Below are 16788 nucleotides of genomic sequence, written 5' to 3' on the forward strand. Positions count from 1 at the left end.
GCGGGTTCACAGCTCCGGGAGGGTGCGGTGGACGTGGACGACCGTGCGGGCCCGCGGGGATCCGGCCGCGACGGCGGCGGCGTGACCGGGGCCTGCGGGGAGGTCGGTGACGCACCAGCCGGGGAGGTCGCCCCGGACGTCGTCCGCCGCGATGTCACGGCCGAACCCCGTGCCCAGCCCCTTGAGGTACGCCTCCTTGCGGGCCCACAGCCTGGCGAAGGACGCCGGGCGCTCCCCCGGGGGCACGGCCAGGACCTCCGCGGACTCCGCCGGATGCAGCATCCTCGCGAGCCGCTCCGCCGCCCCGGCATCGGGCACGGGCTCCACGTCCACGCCCACCGGCACCGACGCGAGGCCGATCAGGACCAGGGACCTGCCGTAGGACAGCGAGAACTCCGCCGCCGCGGAGGCGAGTACGGGACGCCCGTGCGGCTCGTCGCAGCAGGGGCAGGGGTCACGGGCGAACCGGAGGGCGTCGGGGGCCGTACCGGTCCGCGCGGACAGGATCGTACGGAGCGCCGTACGGGCGAAGCCGTAGCGCACGCGGTCCTCGTCCCGGACGAAAGCGGCCATGCGCCGCCGCTCCTCCTCGTCCAGCACCGCCGCGTCGATCGCGGAGGACGGCCCGGCCACCGCCGGAACCCGCAGCGCCCAGACCCGCACCTCATCCGGGCCCCCCGCGCCGGTGCCCGCTCCCGAAGCCGTCGTCGTCCCCATCGAAGATCCGTGATCCCCCTCGGTGCCCCCGGCCCGACAGCTTCCATTCAACCAGCACGCGATCCGCCGCGACGCCGCCTGCGCCCTCCCCCGGCGTCCACCCGCCCTTCACCAGGACGAAGCAGGTCAGGGCCGGTCTGCGGCCGGACCTCGCCGACGGCGAACGCCGCTACGGCCATTACGAGAAGCAGCTCGCCGCGCGCCCGTTCGCCGAGGCGCCCACCACCACTCCCGACGCCGAGCACGGCCCCTTCACCGCGCCGGACGTCGACGCGGACCGCCTCCGAGACCGCCACCCCACGCGTCACCGGCTTGACAGGTGACGAACGGGGTGCGAGCCTCGTACTCACAAGCAGACGGCACGATCCGCCACCCATGGAGCGGAGGTTGACTGTGAACACCGACAGCACGACGACGGACCAGGCCGCGGCGGCGGCCCGGCACGAGAGGTTCGGCAAGCTGCCCGAGCGCGTCTCCTACGAGGACATGGTCGAGGTGAGGCCCGCTTCCCCGGAAAGGGCCACGAGGGACACGTACGACCCGGAGAGCTCGTGGATGTCCTTCTCCTGCTGGGCCGCGGACCTCGGCCTGTAGCCCCACCCCAAAGACGCCGGCTGTCCGCCCCGTGGCGGGCAGCCGATCGCCGTGTTCAGTCCGAGTTGGCCCACAGCAGCACTCCGGGGCCGTCCGGCGTGATCACCGGTACCCACGCCTCGTCGGCGTCGCGGAACCGGCCGCCGTCCAGTCCCAGGGTGTGCAGGTCCTCCGTGTGGCCGTCGGACGCCCAGTAGGGAATGCTCTCGACGATCCCGCGCAGCCCCATGACAGCCCTCGTCGCAAGCTCCATGACAGACCCCGTCACGGACGTCGTGACAGACCCCCGAATCCACGGGCCCATAAATCAGGAGCTTCTCCGAAGCCCTGCTGTTAGGCTCGACGGGCGTTGGTCGTGCAATGTGCGCAACGCGTACGACGAAGGAGAGCCGGACATGGTGGGTGAAGACGACATCTCGGGGTGATACCCCGACCCGACAGGCCATCGGCAGGTGCCCAGGAGCGCCGCCGTCGTGGCCCGTTTCGTCGTCTCCTCAGTCCGTTTCCGGGTACCGGCCCATGAGCCTGCCCGTTTCTTCACCCGAGGTCTCTCCATGTCCGACGCCTCCGTCATCTGCTCCAACCTCTCCTTCGCATGGCCCGACGACACCCCGGTGTTCGAAGAGCTGTCCTTCACCCTGGGCAGCGGCCGCACCGGCCTGGTGGCGCCCAACGGCTCCGGGAAGAGCACCCTGCTCAAACTGATCGCCGGTGAGCTGCGGCCCGGCACCGGGTCCGTGTCCGTGGACGGCACGCTCGGCTATCTCCCGCAGAACCTCCCCCTGACCGGCGACCTCACGGTGGCCGAGGTCCTGGGCATCGCCTCGGTGATCCGGGCCCTGGACGCCGTGGAGTCCGGGGACGTCTCCGAGGAACACTTCACGACCATCGGCGACGACTGGGACATCGAGGAGCGCACCCGCGCCCAGCTGGACCGGCTCGGTCTCGCCGGCCTCGCTCTCGACCGGAGCCTGAGCACGCTCAGCGGCGGTCAGATCGTCTCGCTCGGTCTGGCGGCCCAGCTGCTGAAGCGGCCCGACGTGCTGCTGCTCGACGAGCCGACGAACAACCTCGACCTCGACGCCCGCCACAAGCTCTACGACGTACTGGAGGACTTCGGCGGCTGTCTCCTGCTGGTCAGCCACGACCGGGCCCTGCTCGACCGGATGGAACGCATCGCGGAACTCGAACGCGGCGAACTCCGCTTCTACGGCGGCAACTTCACCGAGTACGAAGAGGCGGTACGGGCCGAGCAGGAGGTCGCCGAGAAGAACGTCCGCAACGCCGAGCAGGAGCTGAAGCGGGAGAAGCGGGAGATGCAGCAGGCCCGCGAACGCGCCGAGCGCCGGGCGAGCAACGCCGCCCGCAACCTCAAGAGCGCCGGGCTGCCGCGCATCTTCGCCGGAAACATGAAGCGCGGTGCCCAGGAGTCCGCGGGCCGGGCGGGTCAGATGCACGCCTCCCGGGTCGGCGAGGCCAAGGCCCGGCTGGACGAGGCGGGGCGGGCCCTGCGCGACGAACAGCGCATCACCCTGGACCTGCCGGACACCGGGGTGCCCGCCGGACGCACGCTCGTCCTCGGCGAACAGATGCAGGTCTGCCACGACGGACGGACCCTGTTCTCCGAGGCGGGCGTGGACCTCACGATCCGGGGCCCCGAGCGCATCGCGCTGACCGGGCCCAACGGGTCCGGGAAGACCACCCTGCTGCGGCTGCTCAACGGCGACCTCGACTTGGACGGCGGACAGATCAAGCGGGCCGACGGCCGGATCGCCTACCTCTCGCAGCGACTCGACCTGCTGGACCCCGACCGCACCGTCGCCGAGAACTTCACCGCGTTCGCCCCGGACAGGCCGGAGGCGGAGCGGATGAACCTGCTCGCCCGCTTCCTCTTCCGCGGTCCCCGGGCCCACCTCCCGGTGAGCGTGCTGTCCGGCGGCGAGCGGCTGCGCGCCACCCTGGCCTGCGTCCTGTGCGCCGAACCGGCCCCGCAGCTGCTGCTCCTCGACGAGCCGACGAACAACCTCGATCTGGTCAGCGCCGGTCAGCTGGAGGGGGCGCTCGGTTCCTACCGGGGGGCGTTCGTGGTGGTCAGCCACGACGAACGGTTCCTCTCCCGGATCGGGGTGAACCGGTGGCTCCGGCTGGCCGGCGGCGAGCTGACCGAGACGGGGGCGCCCGAGGTGTGACCTCCTGACGTGTCGACCGGGCCCGCGCCGAGGTGTGTCACCCCGCGGGCCGAACACCGCATCACGTCAGGTGGAACCACCATGCCCCGACCCGCCCTGCTCGCCCACGACGTCATCCGCACCCTCGGCACCCGGCGAGTGCTCGACGGCGTCTCCCTCACCGCCTCCCCCGGCCACCGCATCGGACTGATCGGGGAGAACGGCGTCGGCAAGTCGACCCTGCTGCGGCTGCTCGCCGGAGTGGACGAACCCGACGCCGGAAGCATCACGCGCCCGGCCGACCTGGGCTTCCTGCACCAGGAGATGCCGTTCGACGCCACGTCGACGATCGCCGACGTGCTGGACGACGCCCTGCGCGAGGCCCGCGACGACCTGGCCGAGCTCGACCGCCTCACCGGACAACTGGCCCGTGTCCCGCAGGACTCCCCCGACTGTGCCGAACTGCTCGACCTGTACGGCCGTCGGCTCGAACGGGCCCAGGAGCGGGAGTCCTGGGACGCCGACCGGCGTGCCGCGATCGTGCTCGACGGGCTGGGCCTCGGCGCGTTCCGGCACGACCGGGTGCTCGGTTCCCTGTCCGGCGGCCAGCGCGGGCGCCTCGCGCTGGCCGCCCTGCTGGTCCGCCGCCCGTCGGCGCTCCTGCTGGACGAGCCGACCAACCACCTCGACGACGGGGCCGCCGCGTTCCTGGAGGAGCAGGTGCGGGGCCTGCCCGGCGTCGTCGTGGTGGCCGCCCACGACCGGGCCTTCCTCGACGCCGTCTGTACGGATCTGATCGACCTCGATCCGGCCGTGGACGGTCCCGTTCGGTACGGCGGCAATTACAGCGCCTATCAGTCCGAGAAGCGGGCGGAACGGGAGCGCTGGGAACGGCGGTACGCCGAGGAGCAGGAGGAGTTGGCGGCGCTGCGCCGCTCGGTCGGCGTGACCGCGCGCCGGGTCGCTCCGGACCGGGGGCGCACGGACAACGAGAAGATGGGGTACGGCCACCGGGGCGGCCGGGTGCAGAGCCAGATCTCGCGGCGGGTGCGCAACGCCTCCCGCAGGCTGGACGGGCTGGAACGCACGCAGATCGGTGAGCCGCCGCAGCCACTGCGCTTCCACGTCTCCGCGCTCGCCGAGGGGCGGGAGCCGGAGACGTCCGAAGCGTCCGGGGCGCCGGTGGACGGCGCGCTCGTCTCCCTGCGCGGGGTGAGCGTGCCGGGCAGACTGTCCGTCGAGTGCCTGGACGTGCTCACCGCCGAACGCCTCCTCGTCACGGGAGACAACGGGACGGGCAAGTCGACGCTCCTGTCCGTGCTCGCCGGGCGGCTCGCGGCCGAGGGCGACGTACGGCGACGGCGGGGAGTGACGGTGGGGCTGCTGACCCAGGACACCGTGTTCGAGCGGCCCGACCGGACCGTGCGCGACACCTACGAGCTCTCGCTCGGCGCGGAACGGGCGGAGGCGGTTCCGCTGAGAACACTGGGGCTGATGCACCGGGCGGACCTGGACAAGCCGGTCGGCCTGCTGTCGGTGGGCCAGCGCCGCCGGCTCGCGCTGGCGCTCCTGGTGGCGCGCCCGCCGGAACTGCTGCTGCTCGACGAGCCCACGAACCACCTGTCCCCGCGGCTGTGCGACGAACTGGAGGCCGCTCTGGGCCCCGGGCCCGGGGCGATCGTCCTGGCCAGTCACGACCGCTGGCTGCGCAGGCGCTGGCAGGGCCGCGAACTCCGGCTCTCCGCGGCCCGGGGACGTGCGGACGACAACGCCGTGGTGCGGTGATCCGGCACGGGAGGCAACGGCACGGAACGGCCACCGGCCCGGCTGGTGACGAAGCCTTGCAGGCCCATTCGTCACCAGCCAAAATGGTGATGTGAACCTGGACCATGTCTTCGTATGCGGAAATCCGGCCCTCGACTTCGCCGCGACGCTCAGGGCGCGGCGCTCGACGCGGTTCGAGATGTTCGTGACGCCGGACAGGCTGGGGGCGTGGTATCTGGAGTCCGGCATCGTCGACTCGGTCTCCCCCTGCCGGGAGGCCGACGTCGAGCGCGCGAAGGCCGTGCGGGAGGCCCTCTACCAACTGGTCACGGCCCGTCGCCTCGGTGAGGAGTACCCGGACGAGGCGCTGGAGGTGCTGAACGGCGCGGCGCGCAAGCCGACGGCCGCCCCGCAGCTCACCCCGTCGGGACGCCGGACGGAGGCGACGCCGGACGAGGCCCTGGCCGCCGTGGCCCGTCTCGCGGTCGAGGTCCTGAGCGGTCCGGACGTCCCCCTGCTCAAGGAGTGCGGCAACCCCGAGTGCACCCGCATCTACATCGACCGCTCCCGGGGCATGCGGCGGCAGTGGTGCGGGATGGAGTCCTGCGGGAACAAGATCAAGGCCGCCGCCTACCGGGCCCGCAAGAAGACCGCGGCCGCCCACTGACCCGCTCCGGGGCCCGGCACCTCGTCCGCCCCATCTGTTTCGTCGCAGGGTCGCACGGAGCAACCGTCAGGTGCGGAAAGGTCGGCGCCACGGTCCTGAGTAGCATGCGCCGTAGCATTCTTGACGAGGGGGTGAACGGTTGTGACCAGCCGACCAACTGGCACCACACTCCGGTCGCGGTACATCGAGCAAGCCGCGTCGGACCTGCGGGAGAATCGCCGCCGCCAGCAGGAACTGGCAGAGAAGATCAAGGTGTTGCGGCAGGAGGAAGCCCTCCTGATGAACATCCTGAACCTCGCGGAGCGGTTCGAGCCGTCCGCCGGCACCGGGGCCCTGTCGGCGGGGACACAGGACGGGACCGCAGAAAAGGCGCCGCATCGCGCGACGACGGCCGACGCGGAGGGGAAACCGCGTCAGCCGCTGCTCGGGGACGTCCTCATGGACCTGCTGGCCGCGCACGGCGAGCCCCGGCTCGCGAAGGAGCTGCGCGACGAGCTGCTGGAGAAACATCCGCAGCGGATACCGACGCCCCAGGTCGTACGCAACACCCTGGAGTCCCTCGTCGCCAAGGGCCGCATCCAGCGCCACAAGCAGCAGCGCTCGGTGCTGTACTCCCCCACCGGCCCGGAACCGGAAAAGACCGCTCCGGAAAAGGCCACGCCCACGACGTGAACAGAGCCGCGGGCAGAGGCACTTCGCCCTCCCGCGCCGCCGCCCGGCCCTCAGGAACCCCGCGTCACCGCACGGCCCCGGGCGGGCGCCGGGACGCGGACGCCGCTTCCGGGGTCCGGGCAGTGGGTCACGGCGCGGACGTCGCTATGGCCCCGGAGCCGCACTGGGAACGGGGGGTCTTCGCCCCGGGCTTCTTCGGCGCGATGGTGCGGGGGTCCACGGCCTCCCCCGGCGCACCCTCGCGGTAGAGCCCGTCGGGGAGGCTGTCGCGGTCGTGCGGCAGGAGGAAGAAGACCCGGCGCTTGTACAGGCCGCTGTCCGGGTCCGGGGACGCCTGGTCGTCGAGGAGGGCGTAACCCACCATGCGGCCGTCCCTGGCGTAGGGCGGCTTGGTGTTGCGACGCCTGGTCTTGTCCAGTGCCTGGCGCACGTAGTCCAGCTCGTCGAGGTTCTCCAGCCACACCACCTCTGCCTCGTGGATGAGGTCGCTCTCGGTCAACAGCGAGCTCATGGCTGCAGCCCCTCCTTCGTCCGGGTGCCCCCTGGGGTGGGGGATGCGGCCCGGCATTGTGTGCGTGGTGCTCCGGCCCGCGCCTCGGGCAGTGGCGGACCGTCCTGTGGGAGCCACCGTGTACGGGTCCTGGCATGCATCGTAGAACGCTTACCCGGAACGGTGTAGGCCGCGTGGTGAGGACGGCGGCGGACCCGGCGGGGCGTCACGCGTGCTCCAGCAGCGCGATGCCCGGGTAGTACTTCCGCCCGTTGGACTTGATCATGTCGGCCGGCGAGGCCACACCGACCTCCTGACGGACCCGGTTGGCGAAGGCCCGGGGCGTCGCGGGCCTGATCCCCTCGCCCGCGTGGCACCAGGAGCTGTACTCGGTGTACAGCAGTCCCTGCTCCACCCGCAGGTCGCGCGCGCGGTCGCCGTCGCGCGTGCAGCACTCCGCGAGGAAACGCCCGATGTGGTCCTCGGTGGTGGCGTAGGCGGTCGTGGCGATGCGCACCCGGTCGGGGCCTTCGAGGGGGTCCCGGGTGGCGAGGTACCGCTGCGCCCCCTCGATCAGCCACTGGAGGATGCCCGGTCCCTCGTCCCGGACCAGCTCGAAGGCGAGGTTGTCGATCCTGCGTTCGGCGGGCACCGTCCTGGTGAAGGGCAGCAGGCGGATGCGACGCCAGAAGGCGAAGCCGCCCGTGGAGACCTCGGGACGGTGGTTGCCCAGCAGCCACAGGTGGTGGGTGGGCGTGAAGGAGAAGTAGTCCTGCCGCATGCGGCGGGCCTTGATCTTGTCGCCACCGGTCAGGAGGCGGACGCGGGCCTCGTCGAACTTGTCGTTCGGCTTCAGCTCGCTGCACACGATCAGCCGGCGGCCGTGCAGTTCGGTCAGCTCCGTGGAGTGTTCGGAGAAGGCCCCGCGGTCCATGAGGAAGCCCGGAGGGGCGGCGTCCGCGTAGTCGCCGAGGATCTGGATCATGATGTCGAGCAGGACGGACTTGCCGTTCTTGCCCTCGCCGTGGAGGAAGGGCAGCACCTGCGCGCCCACGTCGCCGGTGATGGAGTAGCCGAGCAGCAGGTGCAGGAAGTCGATCATTTCCCGGCCTTCGGCGTCGTCGCCGAAGGTGTCGGTGAGGAAGCGGTGCCAGCGGGGGGTCTCCATGCGCTGCGGGGCGACGCTGGTGGCCCGGGAGTGGAGATCCAGGGTCGGGTCGGCCTTGCGCAGGTGGCCGTTGTTCAGGTCGACCACGCCCGCGGGGGTGCACAGGGCGTAGGGGTCCCCGTCCAGGCAGTCCGGGTCCACGGAGAGGTCCGGCGACGCCTTGGCCTGGGTGAGAAGGGCCTTCATGCCGGTGGTGGACAGGGTGCGGCGCTTGTGCTGGGCGATCTCGCGGTTGCTGAACACGCCGCGCGCGTCGGTGTCGGGCATGTCCTCGGCCATCTCGCCCGCGGCCCACAGCGCGGCCTTCTCCCCTCCACCGCGCTTCCAGCGGTAGCCGTCCCAGACGAACCAGCCCAGTCCCTCCACGTGGCGGAACTGGTCTCGGTGCAGCTGCACGAAGAGCCGTGCGTTGCCCCGGTCCGACAGCGACGGAGGCAACGGGGCCCCGGCGTGGCCGGGAGTCGGCATGAGCTCCGGACCGGCGGCGGGGGCCGCGGTCATGGCCGCGTACTGGGCGGGCAGCAGGGAGGGAGCTGACTGCTCGCTGCCCAGAAGGTCGAGCATCTGCTGAGCTGCGGCCTGCGGGTCGAAGCGCGGCGAGCTCTCGGCGCTGCTCATGAACGTCCCCTGAGGTGGAGCGGGCGGGCGGACCCTACGGCGAGCGCGTCGTCGACGATCGTCTCGTTCCTGGCCTGCTGCCAGGGCCTGGCGTAGTGCGCGACCCGGACGAGCCGGTCCCGGACGTCGGGCAGTTCCAGGTGTCCGGCCGCGGCCAGACCACCGGCCGTGTAGGCGGCCCGGTTGAGCTTCTCGGAGAACGCGGTGCCTTCCGACGCCGCCGCGCATCCGGCGACCTCCGCGATCAACGGATCCAGGACGTGCTCGGCCGAAGCCGCTCGGCGACCGTGTGCGGGCCGCTCTGAGCTTTTCCGGAACGCGGGGGCAGATGACGGGTCCTGAGGCGTCTGAGGGGCCACGACGTGCCCTGTACGGGCGAGTTCGGCCCTGAGCCAGGCGGGGAGGTCCGCAGGGGTCCTGGTGGTCCCTTCGGCCCGGTAGGTGCCCTGGGGGATGCGGGTGCTCGGGGCGACGATGTAACCGCCGTCGGCCCGTACGTCGACCTGCCAGGCGAGCGCGGCGTTCCGGCCCGAGCCCGTCGAGCAACGGAAACGGGTCGAGGGGTCGGGGTTCCGGTACCAGATGTGCAGCCCCCCGGAAGGCGTACGCACCCGGAGCGTGGTGGTGTCCTCGGCCGGGTCGGGGGCGCCTCGGAGGGCGGCCAGCAGCGCCAGCGTGTCGAAGCCGGAGGCCAGCCCGTCGAGGCTCACCTGCCCGGGGATCGGGATGCCCGGCAGCAGCCGTGACCGGTCGGCGACCGGGGCCTGGTGGGCATCGATGTCGATCACGATCAGATCAGCGGGCCCGCAGGCCACGCCAACCCCGGCCGTAGGGGTGTCGATCCACCATCTGTCGATGCGCTCGGAGTCGGTCGTCGCCGCGTGGAAGCCGTGACAGGGCCGGCCTGCGGGCAGGCACGGGCAGGTGGCCGGCTCGTGCCGGTGGGTCCGGCAGTGGGGGCAGTTGCCCGCGGGGGTCTTCCGTCCCGGCGCGAGGGGATGGACCGGCCAGCCCTGCGCAGCGCACCAGCGGGCGACCGCATGCGGGGGCACGAACCTGCCTGGGGCTGCACGCTCCCGGTTTTCGCCTTCGCGCGGCACGCGGACCGTCCTCGTCACATCTCGGTTGCTCGATCGTTCCCGGGCCACCGGCTGTCTGGTGACCCACTGCCAGGGACCGAAGGGACTGTAGTGCAGAAGAGAGTCTAGGGCTCAGCATCCGAAAAACGAGTCCGCCTGGGACCGCGTGCCGTTTCTATCAGTTTCCTTGGTCCCTTGAGTCCCTGGGGGTCGGGACTCGCCCCTTTCGGCCAGCTCCCGGGGAAGCGGGCCAGGAGGGCTCCCCGACCCTGCCGGCCCATGGGGAGAAAACTGCCGGGGAAGACCTGAGGGGCTGGGGCACTCACCGGCTCGGCATCCTCAGCCTAGGGCCGCGGCCCAGGGACCGGCCGCACCAAGCACGCACGACACCAGAAGGTCTGTCCCGGGATCCCCGCGGGGCCGGACAGGGGCCAGGGACCAAACGCCAGGGGCTGACGAAACTGCGTCCCTGAGCTCGGTCCCTGCATGTTTTCGCAGGTCAGAGCCTTTCACCTCACCAGATCAGGGACTCTAGGGACTCAACTCGGCAATTATGAGCTACACCTGATGTATGTCTGACACGCGCCCGCGCGTATGAACCCCTATCTCTTGTCTACGTCATAATTGCGCTTTTTAGTCCCTACGGTCCCTGCCAGAACCAGCTACACCGCTCTGACCTGCGAGAACATGCAGGGACCGAAGGTTTTTCACCGAGGGACTCCAGACACTTCAGTCCCCCATGTTTGGTCCCTGGACCCTTTCGGTCCCTCGACAGAACCTGGCCGGAGGCTCGCGGGACTGCGCGCCGAACAGAGGCACCGAACCTTGCAGGACTTCGGGCCGAGGCCGACCGAACCTTCAGTCCCTGCTCCCCCGGCATGCTCCAGTCCCTGTCCCGGGAGAGGCATGACAGCCGCCACCTACCTCCCGTCAGGCCGCAGAGATCCGTGCCCTCGACCTATTACGCCGTAATAGGTACGACCGAAGTGGAAGCACCTGTCCCCACCCGACTCGACCGTCGCTCCACGTGAGCTTGAGGGAGAACTGGTATCGGGCAATCAAGTGCGTAGCCTCCGCACGTCCGCGCCCGGCATAGTGATCAACATGATCGGACGCCTGTTCTCTCTCGTTATCGACTGCCCGGACCCATCCGGGCTCGCGGACTTCTACGAGAGCTTGTTGTCATTGCCGAGAGTGGTGGAGACGACCGACTACGTCGTGCTCAAGAGCACGACGGGCACGGAGATGGTGGCCTTCCAACGCGTCGGCGATTTCCGACCGCCGCGGTGGCGAGACCCCGACCGTCCGGCACAGGCGCATGTCGATGTGCTGGTCGACGACCTGGACGTCGCCGAACCGAAGGTGCTTGCCCTGGGTGCGACCCTGCTCGAAGGGTCGGACAAGCCGATCGGCTATCGCGTATACGCAGACCCGGTTGGACCCCCCTTCTGTCTCGTCACACGTGAAAGCGTGATGCTCGGCGAGTAGAGGCCCATGGCACGGTCCGCGCTCCGCCCGGGGCAGGTCCTCACCGTACGAAGCCTCTCGGACTCCGGGAGTCCTGGAACAACTGTTTCCTTGTGAGGCTTGGCATACTTCACGGATGGGGACACGGGCCGCGGAAGCAGCGCGGCGTTGGCTGGCTGCTCAGGGGGTCAGCCAGGTACGCGACGGATGGATGAGCGATGCGCGTCCGGGCGAACTGCTGACGGCCAATCAAGTGGCGCATTCCTGGGCCGGTGATGTGTTCGCCGAAGACCTGGACGCAGCCGACCAGGTGCAGTTGGCCTTCGGGCTGTTGGATCTCCTCGACGAGTACTGGGTCACGTGTGAGATCCGTTTCGCGAACGAGAGCGCGGAAGGCCCCTTGCCGGCCGATGTGCTGTGGGACGGCTACCGGCAACGTCTGGAGGCGGACCGGGATGGCGAAGCCATCACGTACTCGCTGTGGGTGGACTGGTTCGAGGACCACACCACTGCCGCGACCGCCTTCGCCGAAGTACTCGGCAACGACATCGACCGAGTGGTTGCCGATCGCTCGGAAGCCCTGCTCCGCCGGGCCCGGCGGGTACTGGAATGCTCGGGCCCGGTTCCCTGGTCGGTGAAGGAACCGACATACCGCACCGCCGTGCGCCTACCCGTCCTGAACCCGGCGCTCTTCCGCGGCCTCCTGACGAGCTTCCACGACGTCTACGGCGACCTGGAGCCAACCGCTGCACTGGCGCTCCTGGACCGACTGGACCTTCCGGCGGACACCCACCACCTTGTGCAACTGCGGCATGTGCTCGGAGCGGGGCACAAGAACCACTACCGCAGTCCCGGTGCCTGGGACGACGCGGTTCGCTCCTGCTCCTGAACGTGTGAGCCCGCCCCGTCGGGTGGGGGCAGTGGCCCGACCACAGATGTGAGTGGTGTGCGAACCGGCTTGCCGGGAGACGGTGTGCCCTTGCCCGGCCGATCTCGGCGGTGCTTTCCAACGGTCGAGGGAACCGACGAAACGGTCCAGACGTGAGACGACTTGCCGCGATGCGTCGACGGACCCAGTGACATCGTCAGTGAGCTCCAGGAAGTGGTCTGCCGAGAAAACTCCCAGGACGTCGTGCTGGAGAGAATCGGCGATCCGCGAATCCCACAGTTTGTCGGCGCTCCCGCCGATGAGAACGAACGGTTCCCCGTGCCGACCGCAGGTCCGGTGGTCGAGCCCGATCCAGTAGTGCCCGTCACCCGAGACCAGCCCCCTGCTGCGGGCAGACCCCGTTCTTCGACCAGGTACGGGCTATCGAGCATGGACAGCATCTGCTCGCGGTGTCCGATGCCCATCACCCTGTCGAACGGGACATGGTCGGCACTCCAGAAGTCGGTCGGCCACAGGGAAGGCATTCCGGCTGTCGCTGACCTGACCGCCCGAACTCAAGCCGTGACCTACCGGGACCGGTCTCTCAGAATCCCGGGACGGGGATGAAGCCCGGCCACCACGGGGGCACGCCGCCGGGGCACGAAGGAGTGGCAGCGCCCTCCCAGAAGATCGAGATGACACACCAGACAACACCGAGGAGCGACACCGCGAGGGCAAAGGCATGGAGGAGGTGACGGTTCCCCAGAAGGGCGCCCACCGCGACCCAGACCAGCAGCAGAACCGTCCAGAGGCCCGGGATGAACAGCCACAGCAGGAAACCGCTGTTGGCCGCGTTGTTCACTCCCACATCGCAGGCGGTCCACGACCTGCCCAGAAGCATGGCAACGGATACCGCGAGAAGGAGAGCCACCGCCGTCCCGAGACACCCATGCAGCCGTCGACTCCCCACAAGCCCCCCGTTTGCCGTCCGCTGCGGGAAGCACCGGATCCGCACCGCTCATGACTGCCGCATCCCCCGGCACTGGCCAACAGGGACCGGATACCCCTGGATCCTAGTAATCACATGATCGGCGGGGCAGTGCCTGGCTGCTCCTGGTGTTCCAGAAAGGAGGCTGAAGATCCTCCAGGTGTGCCATGCCCGGCATGGCTGGAGGCCGGTCCAGGCAGTTCACCGTCCGGCCGAGACCGGACGGTCTCGGCCCGCTCAGCCTCCAGCCGTATCCCGGCCGGCAGTGGACCGAGCGGAGTTGCCAGACAGTTCCCTGCCTGCGTCGAGCTGGAGACCGAGATAGGTCCATGTCACTCCCGGGCGTCCATGCGGGTCCTCACGCCGAGTTTCGTGGATGACGTCCAGGCCGCGGCCCCGGGCGAGGCTGATGGTTTCCTCGGCGGAGACGGGGAACATACGACGCCCTGCCGGGACCGGGCCATGACGCAGAGAGAGGACCACCCGGCCTCCGGATCCGAGCAGACCGACCAGACGGGCCATGGACGAGGTGCGCTGTCGTTCGTCGAGATGCATCCAGACTGCGGTCAGCAGGATCAGATCGAAGCGGCGTGCCTGTGCGGTCAGTCCGGCAAGTTCGGGAAGTGCGTCGTCGACCCACTCGATCTCCTGGTCGGCATGAAGGCGCCGGCCCAGCGTGCGCAGCTCGGCGGTGGGCTCGGCGGCGACGACCCGGTGCCCCCTGGTGGCCAGCGCCGCCGCGTCACGCCCGCTGCCCGCCCCGATGTCCAGCACGGAGCCCGGTCGAGAGGGGAACAGGTGAAGCACCTCGCGGTGTACCTCGTTGAAGGTCACGCTCTCGTACTGCTCGGCAAGAGCCTCCGCTTCCTCACCGTATCCAGCGGTACTGGCCATGGCATGCAACTGGTCGCTGTCTGTCTCGCTGCTCATGGCGAGGCACTTTACGGCTGCTCCGGCGAGGTGACGAGGTGGGTGCGGTAACCGTCCCCCTGCACCTGGGACGAGGTTCTGAGGCGAGGAGCTATTACGGCGTAATAGGTCTGGTGACGTCGACATCGGCACTTTGCGAGCCCGGCCCCACGGACCGGGAGCCGGGCTCGACCTATTACGGCGTAATAGGTCGAGCCCCTCAAGAGACCCGAGTAACGGTCTGCACGCTCACTTGTCCCTGGTCTCGGGGCCCGTGGCGTAGGCCAGCGGTGGCGCGATTGCCCGTACGTCCGCCTGCTCCCCCACCCACAGCCCGATGTACAACGCGGCGGTCGCTTCCAGGAGTCCGGCTCGTTCCAGCCCTCCTCCGGCCACCGGCTCGCAGCCCGCGGCCCGGACCAGTTCGTACACCCGTGCAAGCGCTGCCCCGTCGTCCCCGCACACCGGAACGGCCAGGGGCCGGCCGCCGAAGACCGGCGGGGTCATCCGCCACACATCCTCGTGACAGAGATTGAACGCCTTGACGACATGCGCGTCCGGCACCGTCGAAGCCAGCCGACGAGCCGCCGAAGGACCGTTCTCCGTCAGCAGGCGAAAACCGGGCCCGACCGGATTGGCACAGTCGAGCAGGACTTTCCCCCTCAGCGCCGACCGAAGCTCCTCGACGACAGCCACCCCTGCCTTGTACGGCAACGCGGCCAGCACCACCTCGCCGAATTCGGCCGCCGCCCGCAGACTCCCGTGTCCCGTGCCGTTCCCCATGCGCGTCGCAAGTCGCTGGGCCTTCTGTTCGTCCCTGCCTCCGACAAGCACTTCATGCCCGGCCCTCCCCCAGTGCGTGGCCAGTGCGTCCGCCATGTTTCCGGTACCCAGCACACCGATCCTCATCGGTCCGGCCCTCTCCACAGCTGCCTCAATCGCTTTCGGGACGACACTAGAAATCCCGTCAGGCACCATGTGGTAAGTGACGACCGACGCCTACCTCGCCGACTGCCGCGCCCGCCTAGCCTTCGACCTCCTCGCCAACACCTGGAACGCCGTGCTCATCTGGGTGCTGCGGAACGGCCCCCAACGCCCGGGCGAACTGCGCGAACGCATCGGGGGCATCAGTCCCAAGGTCCTGACCGAGACGCTGCGGCGGCTGGAGTTCAACGGACTGGTCGTACGCCACGCCTACGCCGAGGCGCCGCCCCGTGTCGAGTACGAGCTGACCGCTCTGGGACGGACGTTGCTCGATCCGATCGATGCATTCGGCGCCTGGGCCTTCGAGTACGGCGACGAGGTCATGGCCGCCCAGGAACGCAACGAGCACGCTGCGACTTCGAGCGAGCCACCCCGCACATCCCGTTCGTCCCACCCGCCCCTCGGCTCCTCGGGTGCGGAGTGACGCGGTCCTTCCGAAGACCATTCCGCGAGAAGCTCCGGGCCGGATAAGCGCCGCCCCCTACTCCCCCGTCCCTGTTCTCCCACGGGGTGCTTCCTGTGCAGGCCGGTGTCGTCGAAGAGCTCCCTCCATCGTTCCGGCCAGTCGATGCATCCAGTTCAGGACACGATTCACATTCTGTGAATCCCTCTTCGGCAGGGCAGAATCCTCACATGGCGAAGCGCACACGAAGCTCGGCACAGCCCACAAAGCCCCTGGTCAAAGCGCCTGTGCGGATCGGTCCCCTGGACGCCCCGGCCATCGTCGGCGAGCTCCGCCGGATGCATGAGGAAGCGGAAGATCCGTTGGTGGAACGCATGCCTGCCGATGAGGAACTCTTCGGTGCGCTGCTCTACGCGGAGAAGCAGGCACATGCTCTGCAGGCTCGGCCGCTCGACGTCCGGAAAGCTGCGGCGCTGAAGCGGGTGCAGCTGTGGGAGTTCCTCCGGGAGCAGGCGGAGGTCCATCAGTCACGAGCTGTCGATGACGCGCGGAATGCGGGAGCGGAATGGGCACAGCTCGCCCCGGCTCTGGCAGTGGTGGCTCCCAGCGCCGCGTACAACAAGGCGAAGAGGCTGAAGGCCATCGAGCTCACCGATGAGACTCCTCAGGCCCGGCCGGTACGTCGTACCCCGGAGGCCGTTCTGAGAGCCGAACGCCGACTGATCCTGGAGCAGGCTGCGGAACGCCGTGCTCAGGCAGCGGCACAGAAGCGGCACCAACTGCTGGTGCCCGTCGCCGACCGGCTGCTGAACCAGCGCGACGGGCTGGCGTTGGACGAGGACGCGGAGTACTGGTTCGAGGAGATCGAGGCGGTGCTGCCCAACTGCCGTACGCCGCTCCAGATGGTGAGCCTTCACCGCTACCTCCAGGCAGCCGTACGGGCTCTGAACAAGGTGGAGCAGCGGACGGCGCGCCCCGCCCCACTCACCGAAGAGGCACGTCTCGCGCTGTCCGCCGCTGCGGAGTTCCTGAACGAGGAACAGGGCGACGAGGCCGGCTCCCTGACGGTGGGGCGTTGAGGACGACGGGTGCTGAGGTCCTATTACGGCGTAATAGGTTCCGCCCGTCTATTACGGCGTAATAGGTTCGACTCATCAGAGCGAGGGCCCGTTGGTGCCAGCTCGGAGAAGAACGGCTCCTGTGACAGGCCCCGTCCGCACGGGGGTTCAGGG

General features: G+C 69.7%; 17 protein-coding genes. 9 read left to right on the forward strand and 8 right to left on the reverse strand.

What is annotated here, in order from left to right; genetic code table 11:
- Positions 1-6: 6 nt before the first annotated feature.
- Complete coding sequence (locus ACFYW1_RS35070; protein ID WP_389002768.1) at positions 7-717, reverse strand: 4'-phosphopantetheinyl transferase family protein; 711 nt, start codon at positions 715-717, stop codon at positions 7-9.
- Positions 718-1110: 393 nt separating this feature from the next.
- Between ACFYW1_RS35070 and ACFYW1_RS35075 the strand changes: the two genes are divergently transcribed.
- Positions 1111-1311: a hypothetical protein gene (locus ACFYW1_RS35075; RefSeq protein WP_389002912.1), complete on the forward strand. Its 201-nt coding sequence runs from the start codon at positions 1111-1113 to the stop codon at positions 1309-1311.
- Positions 1312-1366: 55 nt separating this feature from the next.
- Here the strand turns inward: ACFYW1_RS35075 and ACFYW1_RS35080 are convergent, their stop codons facing one another.
- Positions 1367-1564, reverse strand: coding sequence for a DUF6210 family protein (locus tag ACFYW1_RS35080; protein WP_389002771.1), 198 nt, complete (start codon positions 1562-1564; stop codon positions 1367-1369).
- A gap of 301 nt (positions 1565-1865) precedes the next feature.
- Between ACFYW1_RS35080 and abc-f the strand changes: the two genes are divergently transcribed.
- The 4 genes from abc-f (at position 1866) to ACFYW1_RS35100 (ending at position 6582) form a co-directional block, all read left to right on the forward strand.
- Complete coding sequence (gene abc-f, locus ACFYW1_RS35085; RefSeq protein WP_389002774.1) at positions 1866-3500, forward strand: ribosomal protection-like ABC-F family protein; 1635 nt, start codon at positions 1866-1868, stop codon at positions 3498-3500.
- Positions 3501-3581: 81 nt separating this feature from the next.
- The gene (locus ACFYW1_RS35090) at positions 3582-5264 is read left to right on the forward strand and encodes an ABC-F family ATP-binding cassette domain-containing protein (RefSeq protein WP_389002777.1); all 1683 of its coding nucleotides are present in this window, start codon (positions 3582-3584) and stop codon (positions 5262-5264) included.
- Between the two features lie 91 nt (positions 5265-5355).
- Positions 5356-5910, forward strand: coding sequence for a CGNR zinc finger domain-containing protein (locus ACFYW1_RS35095; protein ID WP_389002780.1), 555 nt, complete (start codon positions 5356-5358; stop codon positions 5908-5910).
- Between the two features lie 183 nt (positions 5911-6093).
- A complete protein-coding gene (locus ACFYW1_RS35100) occupies positions 6094-6582 on the forward strand; it encodes a BlaI/MecI/CopY family transcriptional regulator (protein ID WP_389002915.1) in 489 nt (162 codons plus the stop codon).
- Positions 6583-6709: 127 nt separating this feature from the next.
- Here ACFYW1_RS35100 and ACFYW1_RS35105 read toward each other — a convergent pair whose 3' ends face one another.
- From ACFYW1_RS35105 to ACFYW1_RS35115, 3 genes are all read right to left on the reverse strand, one after another.
- Positions 6710-7093, reverse strand: a complete 384-nt coding sequence (locus ACFYW1_RS35105) for a DUF6009 family protein (protein ID WP_148841051.1) — start codon at positions 7091-7093, stop codon at positions 6710-6712.
- Between the two features lie 205 nt (positions 7094-7298).
- The gene (locus ACFYW1_RS35110) at positions 7299-8858 is read right to left on the reverse strand and encodes a phage/plasmid primase, P4 family (protein WP_389002783.1); all 1560 of its coding nucleotides are present in this window, start codon (positions 8856-8858) and stop codon (positions 7299-7301) included.
- Positions 8855-9910 (reverse strand): bifunctional DNA primase/polymerase, encoded by a 1056-nt coding sequence (locus ACFYW1_RS35115; RefSeq protein ID WP_389002786.1) that lies wholly within the window; start codon positions 9908-9910, stop codon positions 8855-8857. Before ACFYW1_RS35115 ends, ACFYW1_RS35110 begins: the two co-directional genes overlap by 4 nt.
- A gap of 1131 nt (positions 9911-11041) precedes the next feature.
- Here ACFYW1_RS35115 and ACFYW1_RS35120 point away from each other — a divergent pair.
- On the forward strand, positions 11042-11425 hold the full coding sequence (locus tag ACFYW1_RS35120) for a VOC family protein (RefSeq protein ID WP_389002789.1): 384 nt from the start codon (positions 11042-11044) through the stop codon (positions 11423-11425).
- 190 nt (positions 11426-11615) lie between these two features.
- On the forward strand, positions 11616-12293 hold the full coding sequence (locus ACFYW1_RS35125; RefSeq protein WP_389002792.1) for a hypothetical protein: 678 nt from the start codon (positions 11616-11618) through the stop codon (positions 12291-12293).
- A gap of 583 nt (positions 12294-12876) precedes the next feature.
- Here ACFYW1_RS35125 and ACFYW1_RS35130 read toward each other — a convergent pair.
- The 3 genes from ACFYW1_RS35130 to ACFYW1_RS35140 form a co-directional block, all read right to left on the reverse strand.
- Complete coding sequence (locus ACFYW1_RS35130) at positions 12877-13134, reverse strand: hypothetical protein (RefSeq protein WP_389002794.1); 258 nt, start codon at positions 13132-13134, stop codon at positions 12877-12879.
- 363 nt (positions 13135-13497) lie between these two features.
- Entirely contained in the window at positions 13498-14190 is a 693-nt protein-coding gene (locus ACFYW1_RS35135) for a class I SAM-dependent methyltransferase (RefSeq protein ID WP_389002797.1), read from the reverse strand.
- 228 nt (positions 14191-14418) lie between these two features.
- On the reverse strand, positions 14419-15078 hold the full coding sequence (locus ACFYW1_RS35140) for an NADPH-dependent F420 reductase (protein ID WP_389002918.1): 660 nt from the start codon (positions 15076-15078) through the stop codon (positions 14419-14421).
- A 76-nt stretch (positions 15079-15154) separates the two neighbouring features.
- On the opposite strand from ACFYW1_RS35140, the gene ACFYW1_RS35145 reads away from it, so the two are divergent.
- Together ACFYW1_RS35145 and ACFYW1_RS35150 are read left to right on the forward strand one after the other, a co-directional pair.
- Positions 15155-15577: a winged helix-turn-helix transcriptional regulator gene (locus ACFYW1_RS35145; RefSeq protein ID WP_389002800.1), complete on the forward strand. Its 423-nt coding sequence runs from the start codon at positions 15155-15157 to the stop codon at positions 15575-15577.
- Between the two features lie 353 nt (positions 15578-15930).
- Positions 15931-16635, forward strand: coding sequence for a hypothetical protein (locus ACFYW1_RS35150; protein WP_389002921.1), 705 nt, complete (start codon positions 15931-15933; stop codon positions 16633-16635).
- The last annotated feature ends 153 nt before the right edge of the window (positions 16636-16788 follow it).

It is taken from the genome of Streptomyces sp. NPDC002669, assembly GCF_042889165.1.
GTDB lineage: Bacteria > Actinomycetota > Actinomycetes > Streptomycetales > Streptomycetaceae > Streptomyces.

Excerpts from the sequence above, each read along its gene's own strand:
- ACFYW1_RS35070 (WP_389002768.1), bottom strand. The coding sequence starts at position 717 with ATGGGGACGACGACGGCTTCGGGAGCGGGCACCGGCGCGGGGGGCCCG.
- ACFYW1_RS35105 (WP_148841051.1), bottom strand. The coding sequence starts at position 7,093 with ATGAGCTCGCTGTTGACCGAGAGCGACCTCATCCACGAGGCAGAGGTG.
- ACFYW1_RS35080 (WP_389002771.1), bottom strand. The coding sequence starts at position 1,564 with ATGGAGCTTGCGACGAGGGCTGTCATGGGGCTGCGCGGGATCGTCGAG.
- ACFYW1_RS35110 (WP_389002783.1), bottom strand. The coding sequence starts at position 8,858 with ATGAGCAGCGCCGAGAGCTCGCCGCGCTTCGACCCGCAGGCCGCAGCT.
- ACFYW1_RS35090 (WP_389002777.1), top strand. The coding sequence starts at position 3,582 with ATGCCCCGACCCGCCCTGCTCGCCCACGACGTCATCCGCACCCTCGGC.
- ACFYW1_RS35120 (WP_389002789.1), top strand. The coding sequence starts at position 11,042 with ATGATCGGACGCCTGTTCTCTCTCGTTATCGACTGCCCGGACCCATCC.
- ACFYW1_RS35125 (WP_389002792.1), top strand. The coding sequence starts at position 11,616 with ATGAGCGATGCGCGTCCGGGCGAACTGCTGACGGCCAATCAAGTGGCG.
- ACFYW1_RS35150 (WP_389002921.1), top strand. The coding sequence starts at position 15,931 with ATGCCTGCCGATGAGGAACTCTTCGGTGCGCTGCTCTACGCGGAGAAG.
- ACFYW1_RS35135 (WP_389002797.1), bottom strand. The coding sequence starts at position 14,190 with ATGAGCAGCGAGACAGACAGCGACCAGTTGCATGCCATGGCCAGTACC.
- ACFYW1_RS35140 (WP_389002918.1), bottom strand. The coding sequence starts at position 15,078 with ATGAGGATCGGTGTGCTGGGTACCGGAAACATGGCGGACGCACTGGCC.
- abc-f (WP_389002774.1), top strand. The coding sequence starts at position 1,866 with ATGTCCGACGCCTCCGTCATCTGCTCCAACCTCTCCTTCGCATGGCCC.